The following is an 18,251-nucleotide window of genomic DNA, read 5'->3' as shown; positions in this document are numbered from 1 at the left end:
GAATTTATCGCTGGGATGCGGCAGGTTTATCAGATTTTTGGTCTGTTTTGTAGATGGTTGGTGAACCCGCCCCTACAGGATTTTGTGAGGTTTTTTTGGGGATTTTATTGGTTAAATAATATCAATAAATCTGCGGTTAAAAATCGGGTGTCTGGGCTAAAAGCCCGATCGCCAAATCCATCTGATCCTTCCCCCGCGCCAGAAAACCTTCGCACTCCTGCAAACACTCGACAGCCACCGCAAACTGCTCAAAAACCTCTTCTAGTGGCAATTCACCCGATTCCACACGATCGATAATCGCTTCAATTCGATCGACCGTTTCCTCATAATTCCAGTCAGACTGGCGCAACTTCGACTTAACCATAACATTTATTCTGCATCCAAAACTTCCACAATCTTAACCTTCAGCACACCCCGACTCAACCTCACAGTCAACTCGTCTCCCAATTCTAAACCGTCAGTTTGGCGGACAATCCTACCGTCAGCCTGCATTACCGCCGCATAACCCCTTTCCAAAACCGCCGCCGGATTTAGGGCTGCTAACTTTTCTTGCAATATTTCCAGTTTACCAGTTGCTTGCCGCAAAGTTCGCGATGTCGTAGGCAAACGTTTTAGTCGGTTTTGTAACTGTTGCAAATGCTCTGATTCTGTCTGAAATCTGGCTTTTACAACACTTGCTAAATTCAGCATTCTTTGCTTGTGTTCCGAGTAAATTTCTGCTAAAATTGGTACAGCTTTGGCCGCTGCGGCTGTCGGAGTGTGGGCTCGTTGATCTGCTACTAAATCGGCGAGAGATTCGTCTCTTTCGTGTCCGATTCCTGTAATAATTGGAATTGCACAATTGGCGATCGCCCTTACCACTCTTTCATCATTAAAACAAGCCAAATCCTCCGCAGAACCGCCGCCGCGCCCTAAAATGATCACATCAGCCCTACCGTCCAATTCTACACGCGCGATCGCCCTAGCAATCGCAGCCGGAGCCAAATCTCCCTGCACCAAAGTCGGCGACAGCAACACCCGCAAACCCGGATATCTCTGCGCTAACGTGCGCTGAATATCCCCCCACGCAGCGCCAGTATCCGATGTGACTACCGCCACAATTTGCGGATGCGCGGGAATCGGGCGCTTTCTGGCCGGATCGAAGAAACCCTCAGCATCCAAGCGCGATCGCAATTGCTGCAACCGCAAAGCCTGCAATCCTTCCCCAGCCGGTAGCGATTGCACCACAGTCAACTGGTACTCGCCGCGATTTTTGTAAACCCGGATGCTTCCCAAAACCAGCAATTGTTCCCCTTTTGCCGGCAACTTCAAAAATTTTAGCCGCTGAGAATTCCACACCACGCAGCGAATCGCAGCGCTTTTGTCGGTGTCGCACAGAGTGAAAAAGCATCCGCTGGGGTGGTGCGAAACGTTCGACACCTCGCCTGTCAGCCAAACTGATTGCAGGTTGCGATCGCCCTCCAACAAGTCTTGCAGGTATGATGTTAGTCCAGCAACAGATAAAGCTGTATCGGGAAGAATTGAAGTCATCCAATTTTAGATTTTAGATTTTAGATTTTAGATTTAGGCTACTATCAATGCTTCGGACAGTGTGTGATTGCCAAGCGTAAAATAAGGGTTTCAGGGCGATTGCCGAATCGACTTGCTAACGGAAAATCAAGGGTTTCAGAATACAATCTCAAAATAGTCCGGACTATTGTACTATATCTAAGGTAATTTATTTGTAGGCTGAGCGGGCGATCGTAAATTTAACTGCAAACAAACTAATGATATCAGATACAATGACTTCGATGAATGTGCTGCGCCAAGAGGCTGCGGCGATCGGCATTACTGAGGAAGAAGCCAGAAAATATGGCGACCTCCGACATAAAAGAACTTGGTCTTTGGCGATCGAACATCACCTCTCAATGCAAGATTTTGCCGATCAAATAGAACAATCCTTCACAACTTCCGAACCCGATTCCTCCAGCGGACTCAACCACTATCAAACTGCGGAGTCGAAAGACTATGGTATTCAGCTAACTGCGAACTTAGGCGAATCTAGAGTAACCAGGGAGAACCAAACAGCATCTGTTGCTTCGTCACAACAGCAAGCAGTAGCAATCGGGCGATCGCACGGCAATTCAGACTACCACAGCAACCAAAACCGAGGTTTTAAACAAGTAGTTCAAAATCATATTAAAGCATTAACAATTGCATCCGCCTCCCGCACAAATCTGCCCTATTCACAACTGGGCAATTGGGTTTGTCCTGAGTGTGGGCCGGAGGGCGGATTGGGTTGTTACCTTTGCGCTGGAGAAGGCAATGTAGGCGATATTCCAGCTATTGGCTGGACGCTAGCTTATATGGAAATGTTGGGCTGTTCTCCTCGCGAAATTGAACCCTTGAGAAAAATTTCGCCTTCATTGAATATTCTGGAATTGAATTTAAAAGTTTGTGTTGCTATCAAACAAAGTAGCGAAGTTTTAGCCAGGACGGAGAAATGGGTAATTAGTCATTAGTTACCTGAAATCTCAACCAAATTAAGTATTGATTCTAGCTTTTTCAAAGCAACTTCCAAATCATCATTAACAACTTGGAAATCGAATTCCCCTGCAGCTTCAATTTCCTCTTTAGCCCGCAACAACCGACGGGCGATCGCACTTTCGGAATCTTGACCGCGACTCCGCAGCCGCCGTTCCAATTCTTCCCAAGAAGGAGGTAAAATAAAAATTCGCAGCGCTTCTGGAAACTTATTCCTAATTTGCCTCGCTCCTTCGAGTTCAATTTCGAGCAATACCAATTTTCCCTCATCGGTACGATCCTGGAGAGCAAAATAAGGAGTACCGTAAAAATTGCCGGCAAACTCGGCCCATTCCGCCAACTCTCCAGCCTCAACCATTTGTTCAAAGTGGCTGCGGCTGACAAAATAATAATGCTTTCCCTCAATTTCTCCCTCACGGGGCTCACGAGTTGTCACCGATACCGAAAGATATAATTCGGGATGGCGATTGAGGAGCGATCGTACTAAGGTGCCTTTCCCCACACCGCTAGGCCCCGTCAGAACAATTAATTTACCGGATTTCATTTTTAGAATAGAAACGTGTAACAATTTAAGTGTCCGCTTACTTTAGACTGTAAGCGCTCAAATTGCAACTGACAAACCTCAATCATCCCGACCTTGACCGTCTTTGCTCACCACAAAACGATTAGCAACCGTTTCCGGCTGAATCGCCGAGAGGATGACGTGACTCGAATCTGTAATAATTACCGCTCTCGTGCGGCGGCCATAAGTAGCGTCAACCAGTTGTCCTCGCTCCCGCGCATCAGTAATAATCCGCTTAATTGGCGCTGATTCGGGACTGACAATGGCAATCACTCGATTAGCAGACACAATGTTACCAAAACCGATATTAATTAATTGAATATCCATGAAAATCTTAATCTATGGGTGAATGAGTAACTATCAATCCTTACTTTTTATCATATATACAAAGATTTTTCTGACAATCCTCAAATTAATCCCAACTGATTTTTTTAGTTAATAGCTGATTTTTTTTACCTTTTGGACGCCGAGTACCCGTTCTTTATCAAAAATTTAAAAAAGACTCGCTGTAGCCGCTCTATTTTAAAGATTCGGTAAAAGCGTCGATTTTGAGTTGCTAATAAAAGCATTAGCTGTATCGAGAAAACAGCCCGTAAATGTTGCGAAATATAAATTTAATTTCATGGAGAGGGAAAGTTAAGTATAATCAGCGATCGATGACAGCAAATATTCGCAAATGCTGGTTTGATGAGCGTTCAACCTAAACTAAAAGCTGCTGGCGATCCTCTTCGAGGGCTTCGCTAACGCACTTTCGGCCCGGTTTTCCACACAAACATTTTGGATGATGTGCCAAACTACAAATGTTTCTTGCATGATGTTCTACAATAAAATGGGTTTGTAGTGAGGAATGCAAGTCCTATTAATACCAATAAAAAAAGTGCTGCTACACTTATCAATTTTATAACAATTATGAAAATTTGCAGAGTCTCGCGCCGGACACGGCAGTGCCGTTTCCCTACAGATGGTCGCAGGATTATATGTAGCAATATTTGTGGAAATTAGTATAAAAATTTGAACACTTTAGTTTTTACTACAAACATTTTGAATTCAGCACAATTTAGGCAAAAAGTGGTTTTACGCATGATATCAATTCTGGTTGCATTGGAATGATTAAACCGCAGAGGACACAGAGAGCACAGAGGAAGAGAACAGAGAGATGAATAATTCCGATGCTACCGGAATTGATGGGAATTATAGCAGTAAGACTTCATCCACACCACACCCTACACATACAGGATATGTATAAATATTATTCAACAAAAAACTGGGATTAATGCAGATAAATTCACCGGCATTAATCCCCAGTTATTCCACCGTAGATTAAGCCGCAACTAAACCGCTGTGTCTTAACAAAGCTTTAGTGCTCGGTTCGCGGCCCCGGAAAGTTTTAAACACTTCCATCGGGTGCAAACTGCCGCCCAATCCTAATACTGTATCTCGGAAGCGCCTACCTGTAGAGGCGATCGCACTTTCATCTTCCAAACCCGCTTCCTCAAACGCCGCAAAAGCATCCGCGCTGAGCACTTCCGCCCATTTATAACTGTAATACCCCGCCGCATACCCGCCCGCAAAAATGTGTCCGAAAGCGCACAAAAATGCGTCTTCTTCCAGAGGAGGCAAAACAGTCGTAGTTTTAGCGATACGGTTGCGGACATCGGCCACAGTTTCGCTGCCGCCCGATCGATAGCGGTGGTGCAATTCGATGTCAACGCTGCTAAAATGTACTTGCCTGAGCATGACGGTGCCGCTCATGTAGTGGCGCGCTGCTAGCAGTTTTTGGTAATAGTGTTCCGGCAAAGTTTCCCCGGTTTCGTAATGCTTTGCCATCCCGAACAAAGTCGCCCGATCATAACACCAATTTTCCATAAATTGACTGGGCAATTCCACTGCATCCCACTCAACATTATTAATGCCCGAAGCCCCCGGATAGTCTACCGTTGTCAGCATATGCTGCAAACCGTGACCGAATTCGTGAAACAAAGTTTCGACTTCCAAGAAAGTCATTAAACTCGGTTTGCCGTCAACCGGAGGACTTTGGTTGCACACCAAATAAGCCACCGGCAACCGCGTGGTTGTTTTTCCCCCTTCGACAAATTTAGCGCGCACCACGCAATCGTCCATCCAAGCACCGCCGCGCTTTTCCTCGGGGCGACTGTAGGGGTCTAAATAGAAATTGGCGATCGTATTTCCTGCTTCATCATTTATTTGGAAATAGCGCACATCTTTGTGCCAGACAAAAGTTTGACCGTCCGCCGCAGTTACTGTCACGCCGAACAGGCGTTTTACTAATCCAAATAACCCCTCTAATACCTGTGGCAAAGCAAAATAAGGTCGCAATTCTTCGGCACTAAAAGCAAACTTTTCTTCCCGACGCCGTTCCGACCAAAAACCAATATCCCAGTGCTTCAAATCTCCACCTTCCGCCGCGCCTTTTTCGGCAGCAAAAGCTTTTAATTCTTCTAAATCTTTGACAGCAGCATCATAACTAGCCTGACGCAATTCTTCTAACAAAGCTTCCACTGCTGTCACGTCGGGAGCCATTTTGCTCGCCAAGCTCAATTCGGCATAACTGCTAAACCCGACCAAAGCAGCTTTTTCCTGACGCAAAGCCAAAATGCGATCGGTCAACGGCCAGTTATTCAATTCTCCGCTACTTGCTCTGCCGATAAAAGCTTTGTACAACTTTTCGCGCAAGTCACTGCGGGTGCTGTGCTGCATGAAAGGGCCGTAACTCGGAAAGTCTAAAGTAATCCGCCAAGGGCCGTTTTCGGCATCCGCATTTTCTTCGCCAGCGCTGCGAGCGGCTTGAGCTGCTAAACTCAACAAACTCGGAGGCAAACCGTCAATTTCGTCTTTGTTTGTGAGGGTGATGCTGAATGCTTTGGTAGCGTCGAGGACGTGATTGGAAAATTGGGTAGTAATTTCGGCCAATTCTAATTGAATGGCATTAAAACGCTCTTTTTGCTCGCCTTCTAAACCGACGCCGGAGAGTTGGGCGTCTCGGAGAGCGGCTTCGACAATTCGCTTTTGAGCTGACTCTAAGCTGTCCCAATTTTCGCTAGCCCGCAGTGCTTTAAAAGCTTCATAAAGCGGTTTGCTTTGACTGAGCTTGCTCCAAAATTTTACTACTTCCGGCTGCACTGTTTCGTGAGCCGATCGCAATTCCGGGCTATTTTTCACACCCATCAAATGTCCGACAATGCTCCAGCTCCAATTTAAACGCTCTCCGAGTCGCTGCAATGGTTCTACTAAGCCGCTCCAAGTCGGTTCTACAGACGATTCTAAGTCAGCTAGCGAGGCTTCTAGTTCGGTCAGCAGTTGGGTAACAGCGGGGACTACGTGTTCTGGTTCGATCGCGTCAAAGGTCGGCAATCCTTGACCGATTAGTAACGGGTTATCAGCAATAGTTACGGTTGCAGTCATTGATTTTTCTTGTAACAGGTTGAAAACAGTTGACACTCTCCGGGCTAAAGCCACGGAGATTCTTAAGACCACAATTTGAGTCTTAAAGGCGCTGACAAATCGCCTCTACACGCTCAAAACAACTACTAATACCAGAAGTATTGCAATTGCGCTTACTTTTGTCTTTTTATACTTTCAGAGTCCATCACCAAGCCAGTTAGGTACGCTCAACAATTCACTATTGCTTGTTTAACCAGACTACGATCGAGTCGAGGCGAGCTAAATCAGGAGTTACACCTTTTGAGATTGTTTCAACACGTAGATGGTTGTTCTTACTTGCCTTTCTAAATGTTCTAACACAAAGCCGTCAAGCGAAGGACGGGGCTTCAGACTCATTTTGTTGGTGAACTAGACAGATTAGCTTTTAATCTTTTAACACAGTTGTCGAAAAAGTAGGACTCGATCGGACGTGAGTCGGAGAGTCGGAGAATGTCGAGCGTGTCCGATGGAAAAAGTATTCCTTCTGACTGATGACTAATGACTACTGACGGTTCTCTGCGGTGTGCTGCAACTCCTTGACAACTGAGATTAAGCGCTTGAGGTGAGGTTTGACAACTTCTTGCTGCTCGTGTTCCAAACGGTGGATTTGAGCTTGGACGATCGACAAATCCGCAGTGGATTGGTGCGCGGGAACTTGTAGTTGGCTTTGCAAATTGGCCATGACTTTCTGGATTTCCAAAAATCGAGTATTTACTACTTCCCAGTCGTCTCGGGTGATAGAAGTTTCTATCAACCCTTGCGTCGCGCTTTGCAGTTGCTCTATAGCCTGTTCTACAGCTTGGAGATGCGCCGATTGGTCAACTGATAAATCTTGCAGTTGTGCGCTCACCTGCTGGCGGACATCGAGTACAGCAGACGCCACGATTTCTTGCAAAGAAGCTACCGACTCTCCTAAACTGAGCAATTGCCGCTGGATGTCGATCGACTCCTCAAAGCCTTCTGCCCTAGGCAGTGCAGCCATTTGCTGGCGCAGCGCTGCAATATCTGCTGACAACTGCTTGCGTAATTTAACAATTACCGTCACGGCCGTTTTTTCGACTTTATTCACAGACTTTTGCACTTGAGCCATTTCCGAATTTTGATGCACCCGCACTTGCTGCTCGAACCGATACCGGTTAGCAACATTCAGCGACAAAGCCAAAGTTAGGGGAGCCACCCCATAAAAAGCTTGACCCGACACAGCCACCGCCAAGGAACCCACACCAGAGGCCGCCAGAGAGGCGTACTCTGCCAATTCCAGCCAGTGCCTTTGAGGAAAAATTGGTCTCAAGTGGTTTGCAACAGAGGGTTTTGGCTTCCGCACGGCTCTTTGGGTCATAGTATTTGCTCGTTGTTGGTAAGGTTGCGAGACTGGGTGGAGCATCGATTTCTATCCTTTTTTCAGTTATATGTTTTAGATTATTTCTTGGCACTCTTCTATTTTTACCTTTGTGAGTAAGTTAAGGATGACTGCCATATTATTATGTATTTGGGAGCCTGTGACGATCGCGCCCAATTCCGGCTGTTAAAAGGTTCGCCCCAACGCGCCCTCTATTTTACAGGAGTTAGCGCGATCGGGTTCGGGCGATCAACAAAGCCGCTGCTGTACCCAACCGAACAATGCCTAATACCATTTTAGGTTTTAGATTTTAGATTAAAAGTTAAAAAATGCGACTTACTGAGGGCGATCGTCATTTGGAGCTTGTCGGGAGTTGCCTTTTTGTGCGCGCCTTGATATAATCTACTCTTTCTCAATTGCCCCCTCTCAAATTTACTGCCAAAATTGACCAATGAACTCAGAAAAACCCGGAATTGGCGATCGGCTAAAGTCTATTTTCAGTATCGCCATCTTTATCATTCTCGTACTAGGAGTAGGCTTTTTAAGCGTTAATTTTATTTCAGCTCTCTATGCAAAATTTTCTTAAAATTAGGACTTACCCACGGGTGCCCAGAAACCGTTTTTTTTTACGATAATAGTTCGTCGCAGTCGGCAGATTAGGTGAACAACCCGGTTTCTTTAGTCGGAATGAGTCCCAGACTGTTTGAGATTCCCAACTTCTTCAAGAATTCTCGAATCTTAAGCACCAGATCATTAGACCTCTTGCAAAAATAACTAGGACGGGATCTCCGGCCCATCCCACAAAAAACATTTTTTCTTGTGGAACGGGCATCTTGCCCGTTCCAAAATTTGATTAAAAGGACTTTTGAAAGAGGTCTATTTGTTTGGATTGCATTCTCCTTCTTCCTTCTTCCTTCTTCCTTCTTCCTTCGCCTATAATTTCAACTATAAAGATTGTGTTCTGGGTCTAGCCAGACAATATAAAAAACATTTTCACTAAAAAATCCATGCACCCTGCCGTATTCATTAGCAGAAATTTGAAACTGGTAGGGAACATTTATTAGGATATCTTCATTGGGAATGCCAAAGCCACTAGCTTCAGTAGTATTTTTCCAAACTATGCTATGACAGCGCAGACTTTTACTCTGATTATTGATAACCTCTTGAGCATTCAATTGTGACAAATCGCGCAGCCGTCTCAGTAAAGACGCTAGATACTTAGCGTCTCTACCGCCAATGAAAAACTGATCTTTATCATCCTGATAATACCTGAAAGAAAAACTAATTCCTTCGGAAATTTGGATATTGACAACCTCTCTCTTTGGTGAAGATGGTTGACTACGAATCTCTGTATCTTGTCTTTTTTTATGCTTCTTCGATGACACGGGTTTTGTAAAATTTTCTCATTGATTCCTTCGTAATAATAGCATGAGAAGGTTCATCTTTTGGCAACTCACCTCTAGCATTAATCCAAGGATCTTCACGGCGCACCATCAATTCTAACTCATAGGCATCCCGAAAGAGGTAATCATCGGACAACTCGTCTAAAAACTCTTGTACTTCTTCGGGAAACTCGGGTTTTTCGACTTCTTTCAGAATTGGCTTCCAGTCAAATTGTTCTTTGTATTCGTAAAATAAAGCCGGGATAGTCGGCCCGTGCACCCAAGCTTCAAAATCTTCATCAAACAGCGGTGTATCCTCAAACGCGAGATACCAGGCTTGGGCGTAGTACAAGAGTTTTTGTAGCTTGTGGTTGCTGAGATAGGAGCCGACATCATTGGCAAACCAGATGTAGTAATCAGCGAGTTGGGAGGCTGTTGTGACTGTAGTTATTGTGGTCATCTAACTCGATTCAATAAGTTTTGTATTCTATGATAGCACAGTCACCACTCTTTATGATTGGGCGGTTGAAACCGCTTCTTGTCAAACAAAGTCTGCCTCCGCAGACTAAGAAAAAAAAGGTTTATTAACAATGGTGCAACATCTCCGTTACAATCCTTTGATATATTGCTTCAATACAGGTGACAAAGTGTAAAGACTTGCTTCTTTTTCTATCAAGCAGCGCCGCGAGAGAGATTGCAATGCGTTTAGCAAATATGATGATGATGATATTTGTCCGTTTTGTAGCAATTTGGCGACGTTGACTGGCTGGTTTTCTGTCGCAAACAATGACAGGACTTGTTTTTCTAGTTCGGAAGTGCGATCGTACTGCTCTTGCAAAACTTCTTTCAAATCTTCCGGCAACAATATGGTATCATCTATTAATACCTCACTCGCACTAATTCCTAGCTCTTGAATCAAAGTCGCCACGCTTTTTAACCATAAGGGATTGCCTTGGTAGCGGTGAATCAGTGCTTCGCAGTTATCGATTTCTGCTAATCCTTTATCTCTGAGAATTTCCCGTGCGGCTGCGGTGTCTAAACCAGTGAGTTGTAAGGTGCGAATGGGAGTATTTTCGCTGGTGAGTTGAGGAACTTCTTTGGGTGGTTCCCAACCGATTAGCAGAAAGCAACTTTGATGGGATAATTTTTCTATCTGTTTGAATAGGGAGCGATATTCTTCGTATTTGGGTTTATACTTTCCTGCCAATTCGCCGCTACAGAAAAGGTTGTGAACGTCATCCAAAACTACTAAGCATCGATGGTTTTGTAAATATTTAATTAGTGGTAAGTGTTTCTGGTTGGTTGGGGATGAATCTAGGTTTTCTGACTTGGATAAAAGCTGTATTAAGTTAGGTTGAAATTTATCGATGGTGGGGAATTCGTCTAGCGTGCACCAAACTGCATACTCAAACTCGTGTTTGATTTGTTGTACGAGTTGTACTGCTAGGGATGTTTTTCCGATGCCGCTGATACCGGTGAGGGTGATGAGGCGGCAGTTTTGTTGTAGAATCCAGGTTGTGAGGGTTTGGAGTTCGGAAGTGCGATCGAAGAAATTACCCAACTCCGGCATTTCGCTTAAATCTTGATGTTGAGTTTTAGTTTGTTTTGAGTTAGATGTTTCTTGATTTGGTGGATCTGAGTTTGGGATATTTGGCGGGTGTCTTCCTTCTCCACAAATGTTGAAAATACTACTGATGTGTTGTTCGCTGACGTTTTGTGCAAAATTTGATGAAAATAAGGAGACTTGCAATCTCTCTATTGCCGAGGATAAATTGGATTTACTAACATCTTCTCCTAACTCTTCTGAAAGTATTTCCCATAATTCTGCTCCCACTTTCCGAACGCTACTTTCCGAACAATCAAAGTCTTTGGCTATGTGCTTGTATGTCTCGCGTTCTAGAGTTCCCCGGAGTACCGCTGCTTGTAAATCATCAAGGTGTTGACCCGTTTTCTCGAAGACAATTTTATCCGCGATTTTTAAAGCTTCTTTTAGGTTCATCGGATAAGGGATATGTGAAATTTTTATGTATTATACACATTTATCCGCTTTTTAGAACAATTTTGTACAAAAATGTACAAAAATAGATCAAATAAAATTAAACAGGGAAAAACTGTAGGCAAAATTGAACATTTTTGTGGTAGACAAACCTGCGATTTATCAAGCATCATGGAAGAAGTATTATAAGGGTTAACTTAGGGATTAAACGCTTGCCGTTTTATATTTTGTAATGGGGTGTTAGACCGCAGGTGCGGTCTAATTAATAGTTAGCCCTTTAGGTGATCTGTGAGGCTCCAAACCTAAATACTAACTATTTACTAAGTAGGAAGTTTATGATCTACGATTACAAGCAAAAGAAAATTGTTGCTGTCTTGTCCTCTAATCTTGAAACTGGAGTCGCCCTTAACGTTATTGGACATCTAGCCATATCAATCGGCGCATATTCAGATAAGGAGTTAATGGGTCGTTCCCACCTTCAAGATGCATCTGGAGTAAAACATATAGGAATCGCAAAATATCCGTTTGTTATAACCAAGGCGAATCCTACAAAGCTTAGAAAATTAATTGTTGATGCAAGGTTGAAGGAGGATATTCTTTTTGCTGACTATCCTGAGCAAATGCTTACTACAGGACACGACGATCAGCTAGCTCAGTCTCTGGCTGTGGTGAAAGAAGAGGAAATAAATTATTTGGGCGTGATATTTTACGGTAACAGCAACTCTGTCACTGAGTTGACTGGCAAATTGAGTTTGTGGCGCTAGGTTTACTGTTGATTATAAAATTTGGCAAGGAAGTAACTACCATGACGAAGCTCTCTGCGATTACTCTTGATTCCACAATCGCAAAATATGTCACTGATAGCTTGGACAGAATTCGTAGACATCCATTTATTAGAAATTCTAGTGTTGGGAACCTTTCAGAAGATCAGGCAAAGCGATGGATCATGTGTGCTGGACGTGAAAGCAGGTCTTTCCCAGATATTTTGCAAAACTTGATTTCTTGGTCTAGCAATGAACGAATCAAAATAATTTTACGGCGGAATCTGGCTGATGAAGAAGGACATGGAGTTCCGGAACACGCCCACTTTATGCATTACCTGCAACTGTTGGACAAAATTGGTGTTTCGAGAGACGAGTTTTACACCTACAGTGAGCGGGTTGGTATCAAGTTGGCAGTAAGCCTTGGGTATAACATTTCGGCTTTAAGGAATGAAGCCCCAGCTATCGGGTATATGCTTGTCAATGAGTCTATGACATCAATTACCTATGCTGCGGCAAAATCGGCTATCACTATTTATTATCCTGAGCTAAAGACAGAGTTTTTTGACATTCATGTAGATGTAGATGAGCGACATGTCGATGAGCTTTATGAAGCTGTTTACGAATTGGATTCATCTCAAATTGATGATCTTTTGTTTGGAATTGACATAGGTGAAAGAGGAATGGCAGTTTTGCTAGATGAAGCTTATGGAATATTTGAGCATTATGAAGTAATTCCTGCCTATACAACCGATATCTGAGCATTCTGATTTGGAATTTCCTGATATCATCAAGTGAGTCCAATCTATGGTTTACTTTAGATGGCTAAGTACATTTGCAGTATGAGTTTCTAAAAAACGGTCTGATTTCTTAGGAGTCTTTAATGTCTAGAAGTGCGATCTCCCATCTTGTATGTTGGGTTAATGCTCGTGTTACCCAACCTCTTTTTCCACTTACAGTTTTATCCATTTCCACCATTTCAAAGTGCGATGATTGTACGGAGAGCGATCGCCGATCACGCATAAAGAGCGATCGCCCTTTGTTGTTTCTGATTACCGATCGCCTAAAATGAAAGACCGATCGCCCTTCACACCAAATACCAAACATTACGATGATTGTACCCAGAGCGATCGCCCTTCGCACCAAATACCTTCTGACTGCAATTACAGTATAATGAGTGAACATGATCTAGTAAAAATTGCACAGAAATCATGACTATCGATCTACAGATTTTTCAAACAGTCGTCAAGATGCCAGAATCTCTCAAACAAGAGATATTGCATTATGCAAAATATTTACTTGAGAAACACGCCAAAACTGAATCATCTCCAGAACAACTTGAACAACCTCATGGTTATGGTAGTTGGGCAGGTCAAATCGTCATGTCTGATGATTTCGATGAACCGCTGGAAGATTTAAAGGAATATATGTAACATGGAATGCCTTTTAGATACTCATGCCTTTCTGTGGTACTTGCTTGGCGATTCCAATCTAGGTAGTAAAGCAAAAGAAGCGATCGATACTAAAACAAATTTGTATTTTAGTATTGCCAGCCTGTGGGAAATCTCCATTAAAATTAATGTCGGTAAGCTTCAACTGAATCGATCGTTTGAAGACCTGCCGAAAGAATTAGAATACATTAACGTTCAAATTCTACCAATTACATTTGAAGACACTGAGATTTATACAAGTCTTCCTCTGCATCACCGAGATCCTTTCGATCGCATTTTGGTAGCACAGACGATGAATCATTCGCTTGTTTTGATTAGTCGTGATGAGGCTTTTGATGCTTATCCAATTCAGCGGGTGTGGTGATAAACAAGGCAAAAAGTTTATACTTGCGATCGCCCTTCACACCAAATACCAAACACTGCAATGATTGTACGGGTAGCGATCGCCCATCAAAACTCCTAGCGATCGCCGTTACAATCAAAGTATCAATCCTCGTGAGATGCCGCGATGACCATCAAAGAACTCCTCATCCAAGAAATCGATAGCACCCCTGACGAACTACTTGCGGATCTTCTCAGTTTGGTACGATCGCTAAAATCCACTCCAAACCCCCAACTTAATAGCTACGAACAACTGCTAGAACCAATCGACTACCTCGAAGCCATCATCGGCATCCGCAAAGGACTCGAAAGCTTCGATCGAGGTGAAGGAATTCCAGTCGAGAAAGCCATGAAAGCACTACAGCAGCAGTTCAATATTCCTCAGAGTCTATGAGTTCCTAGAAGTCAGTCACCTTGACATTTTTGATTTTCGCCATTTTGCCTTAAATAGTAAAATAGAGCACTAAGCTAGGCAATTGCCAACCTCCCTCTTCTGCTTGAGAGTAGAATAGATATATGATCTCGTTTCCGGTTGCATCGGAATGATTTAACCACAGAGTACACAGAGTACACAGAGGGAGAGAATATATATCTGAATCATTCCGATGCTACCGGATTTGATATGAAGTTTCAGTGGGACTCAAACAAAGCCAGTAGTAATGCCAAAAAGCATGGTGTGTCTTTTGAAGAAGCTGTCACTGTCTTCGGAGATCCACTGGCTATTACAATTTCTGACTCTAACCACTCTGTAGGTGAGTTCCGTCTTTTAACGATCGGTCAGTCAAATTTACAGCGCCTTTTTGTTGTGTCCCATACAGAACGAGAAGGTGAAGTGCGTTTAATCAGTGCCCGTTTAGCCACCCGACAAGAGAGAAAAAGCTATGAGTCAGGAACCTGAAGTAACAATTAATGACGAGATGAGACCTGAATACGATTTTTCAGGTGGTGTCCGTGGCAAATACTATGAAGCCTATATGAAATCAAGTAATGTTGTGATTCTCGATCCAGACGTAGCAGAAATATTTCGAGACTCAGCTTCTGTCAATGAAGCGTTGCGATTGCTGGCAAAAATTGCCAAGTCTGTCACTGTCTAGGTAGCGCACACAACACAACAAATCAGATCCGAAAGTTTCCAGGTTATCTGTGCTTGCATAGGTGGAAAGCAAGGGGTAGCCCGATCGCCCCTGACACCAACTACCAAATACTGCGATGATTGTACCGAGATCGATCGCCCTTCAGACTAAATACCCAATCGATGGCTGCGGTACAATCAAGGTAAAACTCATGATTAATCTTTCAAAAATTAACACGCTCAACAGACTGCTGACTAACTAATCCAAAAACTTGCGAACTTGATATTCGCGACTTTCGGCGATCGCAATTTGCAAATCACCCATTTTGGCATCCAACTCCTCGATTGTGCTTTGTGGCACCGACTTCCACTTCTCCCTAGTTTCCCAGCGAATCAACATCACCACCTCATTTTCCACCGGATCTACCCAAATTTCTTTGCCTAAAAAACCGTCCCAACTTTTTAGTCCCGCCGTCCAAACTTCCTGATCTCGCTGAATAAACTCCTCCCACTTTTCTTGAGGTACTTTAAATTTTAGCCACTCAATTACCATCTTATTTCCTATTTGTAAATAGCTAATTAATCGTTGCCGATCGCAATTTTAATGATCAACTCCGTTCCCTCTCCCAAACGCGAAACACAGTGCAACTTACCGCCGTGCTTTTCTACTACTAAATGCTGGGATATTGCTAGACCCAAACCAGTGCTCGTGTCTGAACATTTAGTGGTAAACAAAGGATCAAAGATACAGTCGAGGACTTCTTCAGTCATGCCAGGGCCGTTGTCACTAATGGCGATCGCAACTTCGTTTTCCCCTACCACAGAAGTCCGAATCCTAATTTCGGGATTGCATACTTCAGAGTTCGACCTGGCTGAAGACAAGTAAGACTGATTTTGAATTTTACCATACTTTTCGGGATTTCTCCCCCCTTCTTCCAAAGCGTCGATCGCATTTGTCAGCAAGTGCATAAACACTTGGTTTAAGTGTCCCGCATAGCAGTGAATTCGCGGCAAATCCCCGTACTCTTTAACTAGAGAAATCCCCGGCCGTCCCCCTTTAGCTTGCAGGCGATTTTGCAAAATCAGCAAAGTGCTGTCCAAACCTTCGTGGATATCAGCAGGCTTCATTTGGGCTTCGTCGGTACGCGAGAACAAGCGGAGTGAGCGCACGACATCGCGAATCCTTTCGGAACCGACTTTCATTGAATTTAGCAGTTTTGGCAAATCTTTTTTGATAAAGTCTAAGTCTAATTCTTCCATCAAATCTTGAATTTCCGGCACGGGATGGGGATAATATTTGTGGTAAAGGTCGATCGATCGCAGCAGTTCTTGAATGTAGCCAGTGGCGTGGCTGACATTGCCCGAAATAAAACTAACTGGATTGTTGATTTCGTGCGCTATTCCTGCAACTAACTGCCCCAGAGATGACATCTTTTCTGTTTGAATCAGTTGAGTTTGAGTTTGCTGCAAAATTAACAGCGTCTGCTCTATTTTAGCCGCTTGTTGTCGCAGGCGTTCTTCGGATTCTTGCAAAGCTAAAAGAGACTGTTTGCTTTCTGTAATATCCAATCCCACAAATACCGCCGCCGTATTGTTATGGTATTTTTGAGCCACTATTAGATAAGTTTTATTTTCTCCTCTGATGCTCGCTGTTACTTCTTGAGATGTTTTCTTTTTATGGTTGGCAAAGAAATCGTATACTAAATCGTTAAATTTGGGACTTGTATCTAAAAAACCTACTTTTTGACCGATAAATAGTTCTGCCGGCATCTTGTAAGCGCTAGCTAAATGTCGGTTTACTCCCAAATAGCGCAAATCTGAACTTACCCAAGAAACTAATCCGGGCACGGCGTCCAAAACGGCTTGAAGTTGCTCTTTTGCCTCTACGAGGGCTGATTCTGCTGCGAGGCGAGCGGAAATGTCGCGGGCGATCGCGCAGCGGTATTCGCAGCCGCCGTATTCTAAATAATTGACTTTAACTTCGACGGAAAAACTGGCGCCGTCTTTGGTTTTGTAACTGGTTTCAAAAGTGAGGTTGGTTTGCTGCTTGAGTTGAGCCCAGTGTTCTCGCCAATCCGATGCTGGCAACTGCGAATCGATGTCGCTAACCCTCATGTTTAGCATTTCCGATTCCGAGTAGCCGAAAAGATGGCAAGCGGCTTTGTTGGCGTAGCAAATTTGACCGTCGGACGTAGTAAAAAAGATTGTATCAGCAGCATTTTCGAGGGCAATTTGAGTTAGTTGTGGTATAGTTTCTAACTGCTTGCTTTTGACCTCGGACTGAAATTTACTAGAGCAATTGGTTTGAGCGAGATCCTCAGTTATCTTAGAGGCAAACAAAATCAAACCGCCGATCGCACCTTCGCTATTTTTCCAAGGCTGAAATACCCATCTTACCGACTCGCTGACAGAGCAGCTTGCGGTTTTTCCTGATACAGATGCGATCGATCGCCCTGCCACAAACTCGCTGTATTCCAAAACTCCCGTCAAACAAGCCTGGGCATTTTGCTCCCAATATTCCGGGAGATTCGGGAACTGTTCCCAATGAGATCGGCCGATGGCCTCGCCGTCGCCCAACCCGCAATCTGTTTCCCAGCGACGAGAAACCGACAGATAGCGCATTTCACCATCTACCATTGCCACGGCCTCGGCTGAGCGCTCCACAAACCTCCGAAATCTGTCTTTACTCTCGGACACGGCTGCCTCTGCGGGTTGTTGGGCGATCGGGAAAGTCCCGTCAACGTACCTTCCCAGTCCCTGACTTTTTTGCTGAACTGGCTTAGTGTGCACGGTTTGGGATTTCCTCCATAGCTGTCAAGTTTGAAAAATTCTGTTTGAGACCAAAAATGCTGTTTTCCCCTGATTTGCTCTCTCGGTCGATCTCCTTAGAGGGTCTCACCCATCATTGATATCATTTTTGATGGGGATATGTCTATAGGTATTGCTATCAACTTAAGGCTAAAGGTAGTGTCCGCCTGCTGTTTGACCATTAGGCATAGATCGCGCCGGCGCCCCCGGAATAATCGGAGGGGACTGGAGTGATCTCTTGCCTGCCCCAACTATTCCGGGGTACAAGAGGGCAGCGACACTAGGCAAAAAACGAGGTAGACAAGGGTTTTAGGCGATTGTTGACACCAATGGTCTATAGATACTCAAGAAAATTTCCCCCAAACTTTGATATTCAGAAGAGTTCCTAGTGCCCCCAAACTTTGATATTCAGAAGAGTTCCTAGTGATTGTTGGGTATTTTATACAAGTTCCTAAAAGACTGTAGTTTAGACTAAAAAATGAGCACAGCTAGAAGTAGCCACCTTTGAATCTCAGGCAAGCTGTTGCTCAAAAAC

The 18,251-nt window shown here is 44.0% G+C and carries 20 protein-coding genes; 8 read left to right on the top strand and 12 right to left on the bottom strand.

Features of this window, described 5'->3' with window-relative positions:
• Positions 1-136: 136 nt before the first annotated feature.
• Together xseB and xseA are read right to left on the bottom strand one after the other, a co-directional pair.
• Complete coding sequence (gene xseB / locus QUA44_RS18020) at positions 137-364, bottom strand: exodeoxyribonuclease VII small subunit (protein WP_265237410.1); 228 nt, start codon at positions 362-364, stop codon at positions 137-139.
• Positions 365-369: 5 nt separating this feature from the next.
• Entirely contained in the window at positions 370-1,530 is a 1,161-nt protein-coding gene (gene xseA, locus QUA44_RS18015) for an exodeoxyribonuclease VII large subunit (RefSeq protein WP_333252978.1), read from the bottom strand.
• A 236-nt stretch (positions 1,531-1,766) separates the two neighbouring features.
• Between xseA and QUA44_RS18010 the strand changes: the two genes are divergently transcribed.
• Positions 1,767-2,501 (top strand): hypothetical protein, encoded by a 735-nt coding sequence (locus QUA44_RS18010; protein ID WP_333252980.1) that lies wholly within the window; start codon positions 1,767-1,769, stop codon positions 2,499-2,501.
• On the opposite strand, the gene gmk is transcribed toward QUA44_RS18010, so the two are convergent.
• From gmk to QUA44_RS17975, 7 genes are all read right to left on the bottom strand, one after another.
• The gene (gmk, locus tag QUA44_RS18005; RefSeq protein WP_333252982.1) at positions 2,498-3,067 is read right to left on the bottom strand and encodes a guanylate kinase; all 570 of its coding nucleotides are present in this window, start codon (positions 3,065-3,067) and stop codon (positions 2,498-2,500) included. The two genes, QUA44_RS18010 and gmk, sit on opposite strands and share 4 nt — an antisense overlap.
• 78 nt (positions 3,068-3,145) lie before the next feature.
• Positions 3,146-3,412 (bottom strand): extracellular matrix/biofilm regulator RemA, encoded by a 267-nt coding sequence (remA, locus tag QUA44_RS18000; protein WP_333046047.1) that lies wholly within the window; start codon positions 3,410-3,412, stop codon positions 3,146-3,148.
• 993 nt (positions 3,413-4,405) lie between these two features.
• Positions 4,406-6,508: a M3 family metallopeptidase gene (locus tag QUA44_RS17995; protein ID WP_333252984.1), complete on the bottom strand. Its 2,103-nt coding sequence runs from the start codon at positions 6,506-6,508 to the stop codon at positions 4,406-4,408.
• Positions 6,509-7,028: 520 nt separating this feature from the next.
• Entirely contained in the window at positions 7,029-7,865 is an 837-nt protein-coding gene (locus QUA44_RS17990) for a hypothetical protein (RefSeq protein ID WP_333252986.1), read from the bottom strand.
• Between the two features lie 941 nt (positions 7,866-8,806).
• Complete coding sequence (locus tag QUA44_RS17985; RefSeq protein ID WP_333252988.1) at positions 8,807-9,250, bottom strand: hypothetical protein; 444 nt, start codon at positions 9,248-9,250, stop codon at positions 8,807-8,809.
• Complete coding sequence (locus QUA44_RS17980; protein WP_333252990.1) at positions 9,231-9,707, bottom strand: type II toxin-antitoxin system antitoxin SocA domain-containing protein; 477 nt, start codon at positions 9,705-9,707, stop codon at positions 9,231-9,233. The genes QUA44_RS17985 and QUA44_RS17980 overlap by 20 nt, the downstream gene beginning before the upstream one ends.
• Positions 9,708-9,854: 147 nt before the next feature.
• Positions 9,855-11,246 carry an NB-ARC domain-containing protein gene (locus tag QUA44_RS17975; protein ID WP_333252992.1) on the bottom strand — a complete coding sequence of 464 codons (1,392 nt, stop codon included), beginning with the start codon at positions 11,244-11,246 and terminating at the stop codon, positions 9,855-9,857.
• A 332-nt stretch (positions 11,247-11,578) separates the two neighbouring features.
• Between QUA44_RS17975 and QUA44_RS17970 the strand changes: the two genes are divergently transcribed.
• Both QUA44_RS17970 and QUA44_RS17965 read left to right on the top strand, forming a co-directional pair.
• A complete protein-coding gene (locus tag QUA44_RS17970; protein WP_333252993.1) occupies positions 11,579-12,007 on the top strand; it encodes a DUF2000 domain-containing protein in 429 nt (142 codons plus the stop codon).
• The gene (locus QUA44_RS17965) at positions 11,998-12,765 is read left to right on the top strand and encodes an iron-containing redox enzyme family protein (RefSeq protein WP_333309826.1); all 768 of its coding nucleotides are present in this window, start codon (positions 11,998-12,000) and stop codon (positions 12,763-12,765) included. Before QUA44_RS17970 ends, QUA44_RS17965 begins: the two co-directional genes overlap by 10 nt.
• Before the next feature lie 109 nt (positions 12,766-12,874).
• On the opposite strand, the gene QUA44_RS17960 is transcribed toward QUA44_RS17965, so the two are convergent.
• The gene (locus QUA44_RS17960; RefSeq protein WP_333252999.1) at positions 12,875-13,189 is read right to left on the bottom strand and encodes a hypothetical protein; all 315 of its coding nucleotides are present in this window, start codon (positions 13,187-13,189) and stop codon (positions 12,875-12,877) included.
• Between the two features lie 26 nt (positions 13,190-13,215).
• On the opposite strand from QUA44_RS17960, the gene vapB reads away from it, so the two are divergent.
• The 5 genes from vapB to QUA44_RS17935 all read left to right on the top strand — a co-directional run bounded on the left by vapB (position 13,216) and on the right by QUA44_RS17935 (position 14,930).
• Positions 13,216-13,437 carry a type II toxin-antitoxin system VapB family antitoxin gene (vapB, locus tag QUA44_RS17955; RefSeq protein WP_106150059.1) on the top strand — a complete coding sequence of 74 codons (222 nt, stop codon included), beginning with the start codon at positions 13,216-13,218 and terminating at the stop codon, positions 13,435-13,437.
• A gap of 1 nt (position 13,438) precedes the next feature.
• Entirely contained in the window at positions 13,439-13,819 is a 381-nt protein-coding gene (locus tag QUA44_RS17950; RefSeq protein WP_333253003.1) for a type II toxin-antitoxin system VapC family toxin, read from the top strand.
• Between the two features lie 144 nt (positions 13,820-13,963).
• Positions 13,964-14,230 (top strand): hypothetical protein, encoded by a 267-nt coding sequence (locus QUA44_RS17945; RefSeq protein WP_333253004.1) that lies wholly within the window; start codon positions 13,964-13,966, stop codon positions 14,228-14,230.
• Positions 14,231-14,458: 228 nt separating this feature from the next.
• Complete coding sequence (locus QUA44_RS17940) at positions 14,459-14,734, top strand: BrnT family toxin (protein ID WP_333253006.1); 276 nt, start codon at positions 14,459-14,461, stop codon at positions 14,732-14,734.
• Positions 14,718-14,930: a hypothetical protein gene (locus QUA44_RS17935; RefSeq protein ID WP_106147613.1), complete on the top strand. Its 213-nt coding sequence runs from the start codon at positions 14,718-14,720 to the stop codon at positions 14,928-14,930. The genes QUA44_RS17940 and QUA44_RS17935 overlap by 17 nt, the downstream gene beginning before the upstream one ends.
• A gap of 237 nt (positions 14,931-15,167) precedes the next feature.
• On the opposite strand, the gene QUA44_RS17930 is transcribed toward QUA44_RS17935, so the two are convergent.
• Together QUA44_RS17930 and QUA44_RS17925 are read right to left on the bottom strand one after the other, a co-directional pair.
• On the bottom strand, positions 15,168-15,461 hold the full coding sequence (locus QUA44_RS17930) for a TIGR03792 family protein (RefSeq protein WP_333253008.1): 294 nt from the start codon (positions 15,459-15,461) through the stop codon (positions 15,168-15,170).
• A 26-nt stretch (positions 15,462-15,487) separates the two neighbouring features.
• Positions 15,488-17,698 carry a PAS domain S-box protein gene (locus QUA44_RS17925; protein WP_333253010.1) on the bottom strand — a complete coding sequence of 737 codons (2,211 nt, stop codon included), beginning with the start codon at positions 17,696-17,698 and terminating at the stop codon, positions 15,488-15,490.
• Positions 17,699-18,251: the final 553 nt, after the last annotated feature.

Source organism: Microcoleus sp. N9_A2 (assembly GCF_036701775.1).
Classification (GTDB): Bacteria; Cyanobacteriota; Cyanobacteriia; order Cyanobacteriales; family Microcoleaceae; genus Microcoleus.
Note: the sequence above shows the minus strand (reverse complement) of the source record. Positions and strands in the feature narration are given on the sequence as shown.

Coding starts and splice junctions, on each gene's coding strand:
- QUA44_RS18010 (WP_333252980.1), top strand. CDS start 1,767: ATGATATCAGATACAATGACTTCGATGAATGTGCTGCGCCAAGAGGCT.
- xseA (WP_333252978.1), bottom strand. CDS start 1,530: ATGACTTCAATTCTTCCCGATACAGCTTTATCTGTTGCTGGACTAACA.
- gmk (WP_333252982.1), bottom strand. CDS start 3,067: ATGAAATCCGGTAAATTAATTGTTCTGACGGGGCCTAGCGGTGTGGGG.
- QUA44_RS17950 (WP_333253003.1), top strand. CDS start 13,439: ATGGAATGCCTTTTAGATACTCATGCCTTTCTGTGGTACTTGCTTGGC.
- QUA44_RS17960 (WP_333252999.1), bottom strand. CDS start 13,189: ATGTTCACTCATTATACTGTAATTGCAGTCAGAAGGTATTTGGTGCGA.
- QUA44_RS17970 (WP_333252993.1), top strand. CDS start 11,579: ATGATCTACGATTACAAGCAAAAGAAAATTGTTGCTGTCTTGTCCTCT.
- QUA44_RS17980 (WP_333252990.1), bottom strand. CDS start 9,707: ATGACCACAATAACTACAGTCACAACAGCCTCCCAACTCGCTGATTAC.
- QUA44_RS17975 (WP_333252992.1), bottom strand. CDS start 11,246: ATGAACCTAAAAGAAGCTTTAAAAATCGCGGATAAAATTGTCTTCGAG.
- QUA44_RS17990 (WP_333252986.1), bottom strand. CDS start 7,865: ATGACCCAAAGAGCCGTGCGGAAGCCAAAACCCTCTGTTGCAAACCAC.
- QUA44_RS17935 (WP_106147613.1), top strand. CDS start 14,718: ATGAGTCAGGAACCTGAAGTAACAATTAATGACGAGATGAGACCTGAA.
- xseB (WP_265237410.1), bottom strand. CDS start 364: ATGGTTAAGTCGAAGTTGCGCCAGTCTGACTGGAATTATGAGGAAACG.
- QUA44_RS17930 (WP_333253008.1), bottom strand. CDS start 15,461: ATGGTAATTGAGTGGCTAAAATTTAAAGTACCTCAAGAAAAGTGGGAG.
- QUA44_RS17945 (WP_333253004.1), top strand. CDS start 13,964: ATGACCATCAAAGAACTCCTCATCCAAGAAATCGATAGCACCCCTGAC.
- remA (WP_333046047.1), bottom strand. CDS start 3,412: ATGGATATTCAATTAATTAATATCGGTTTTGGTAACATTGTGTCTGCT.
- QUA44_RS17995 (WP_333252984.1), bottom strand. CDS start 6,508: ATGACTGCAACCGTAACTATTGCTGATAACCCGTTACTAATCGGTCAA.
- vapB (WP_106150059.1), top strand. CDS start 13,216: ATGACTATCGATCTACAGATTTTTCAAACAGTCGTCAAGATGCCAGAA.
- QUA44_RS17940 (WP_333253006.1), top strand. CDS start 14,459: ATGAAGTTTCAGTGGGACTCAAACAAAGCCAGTAGTAATGCCAAAAAG.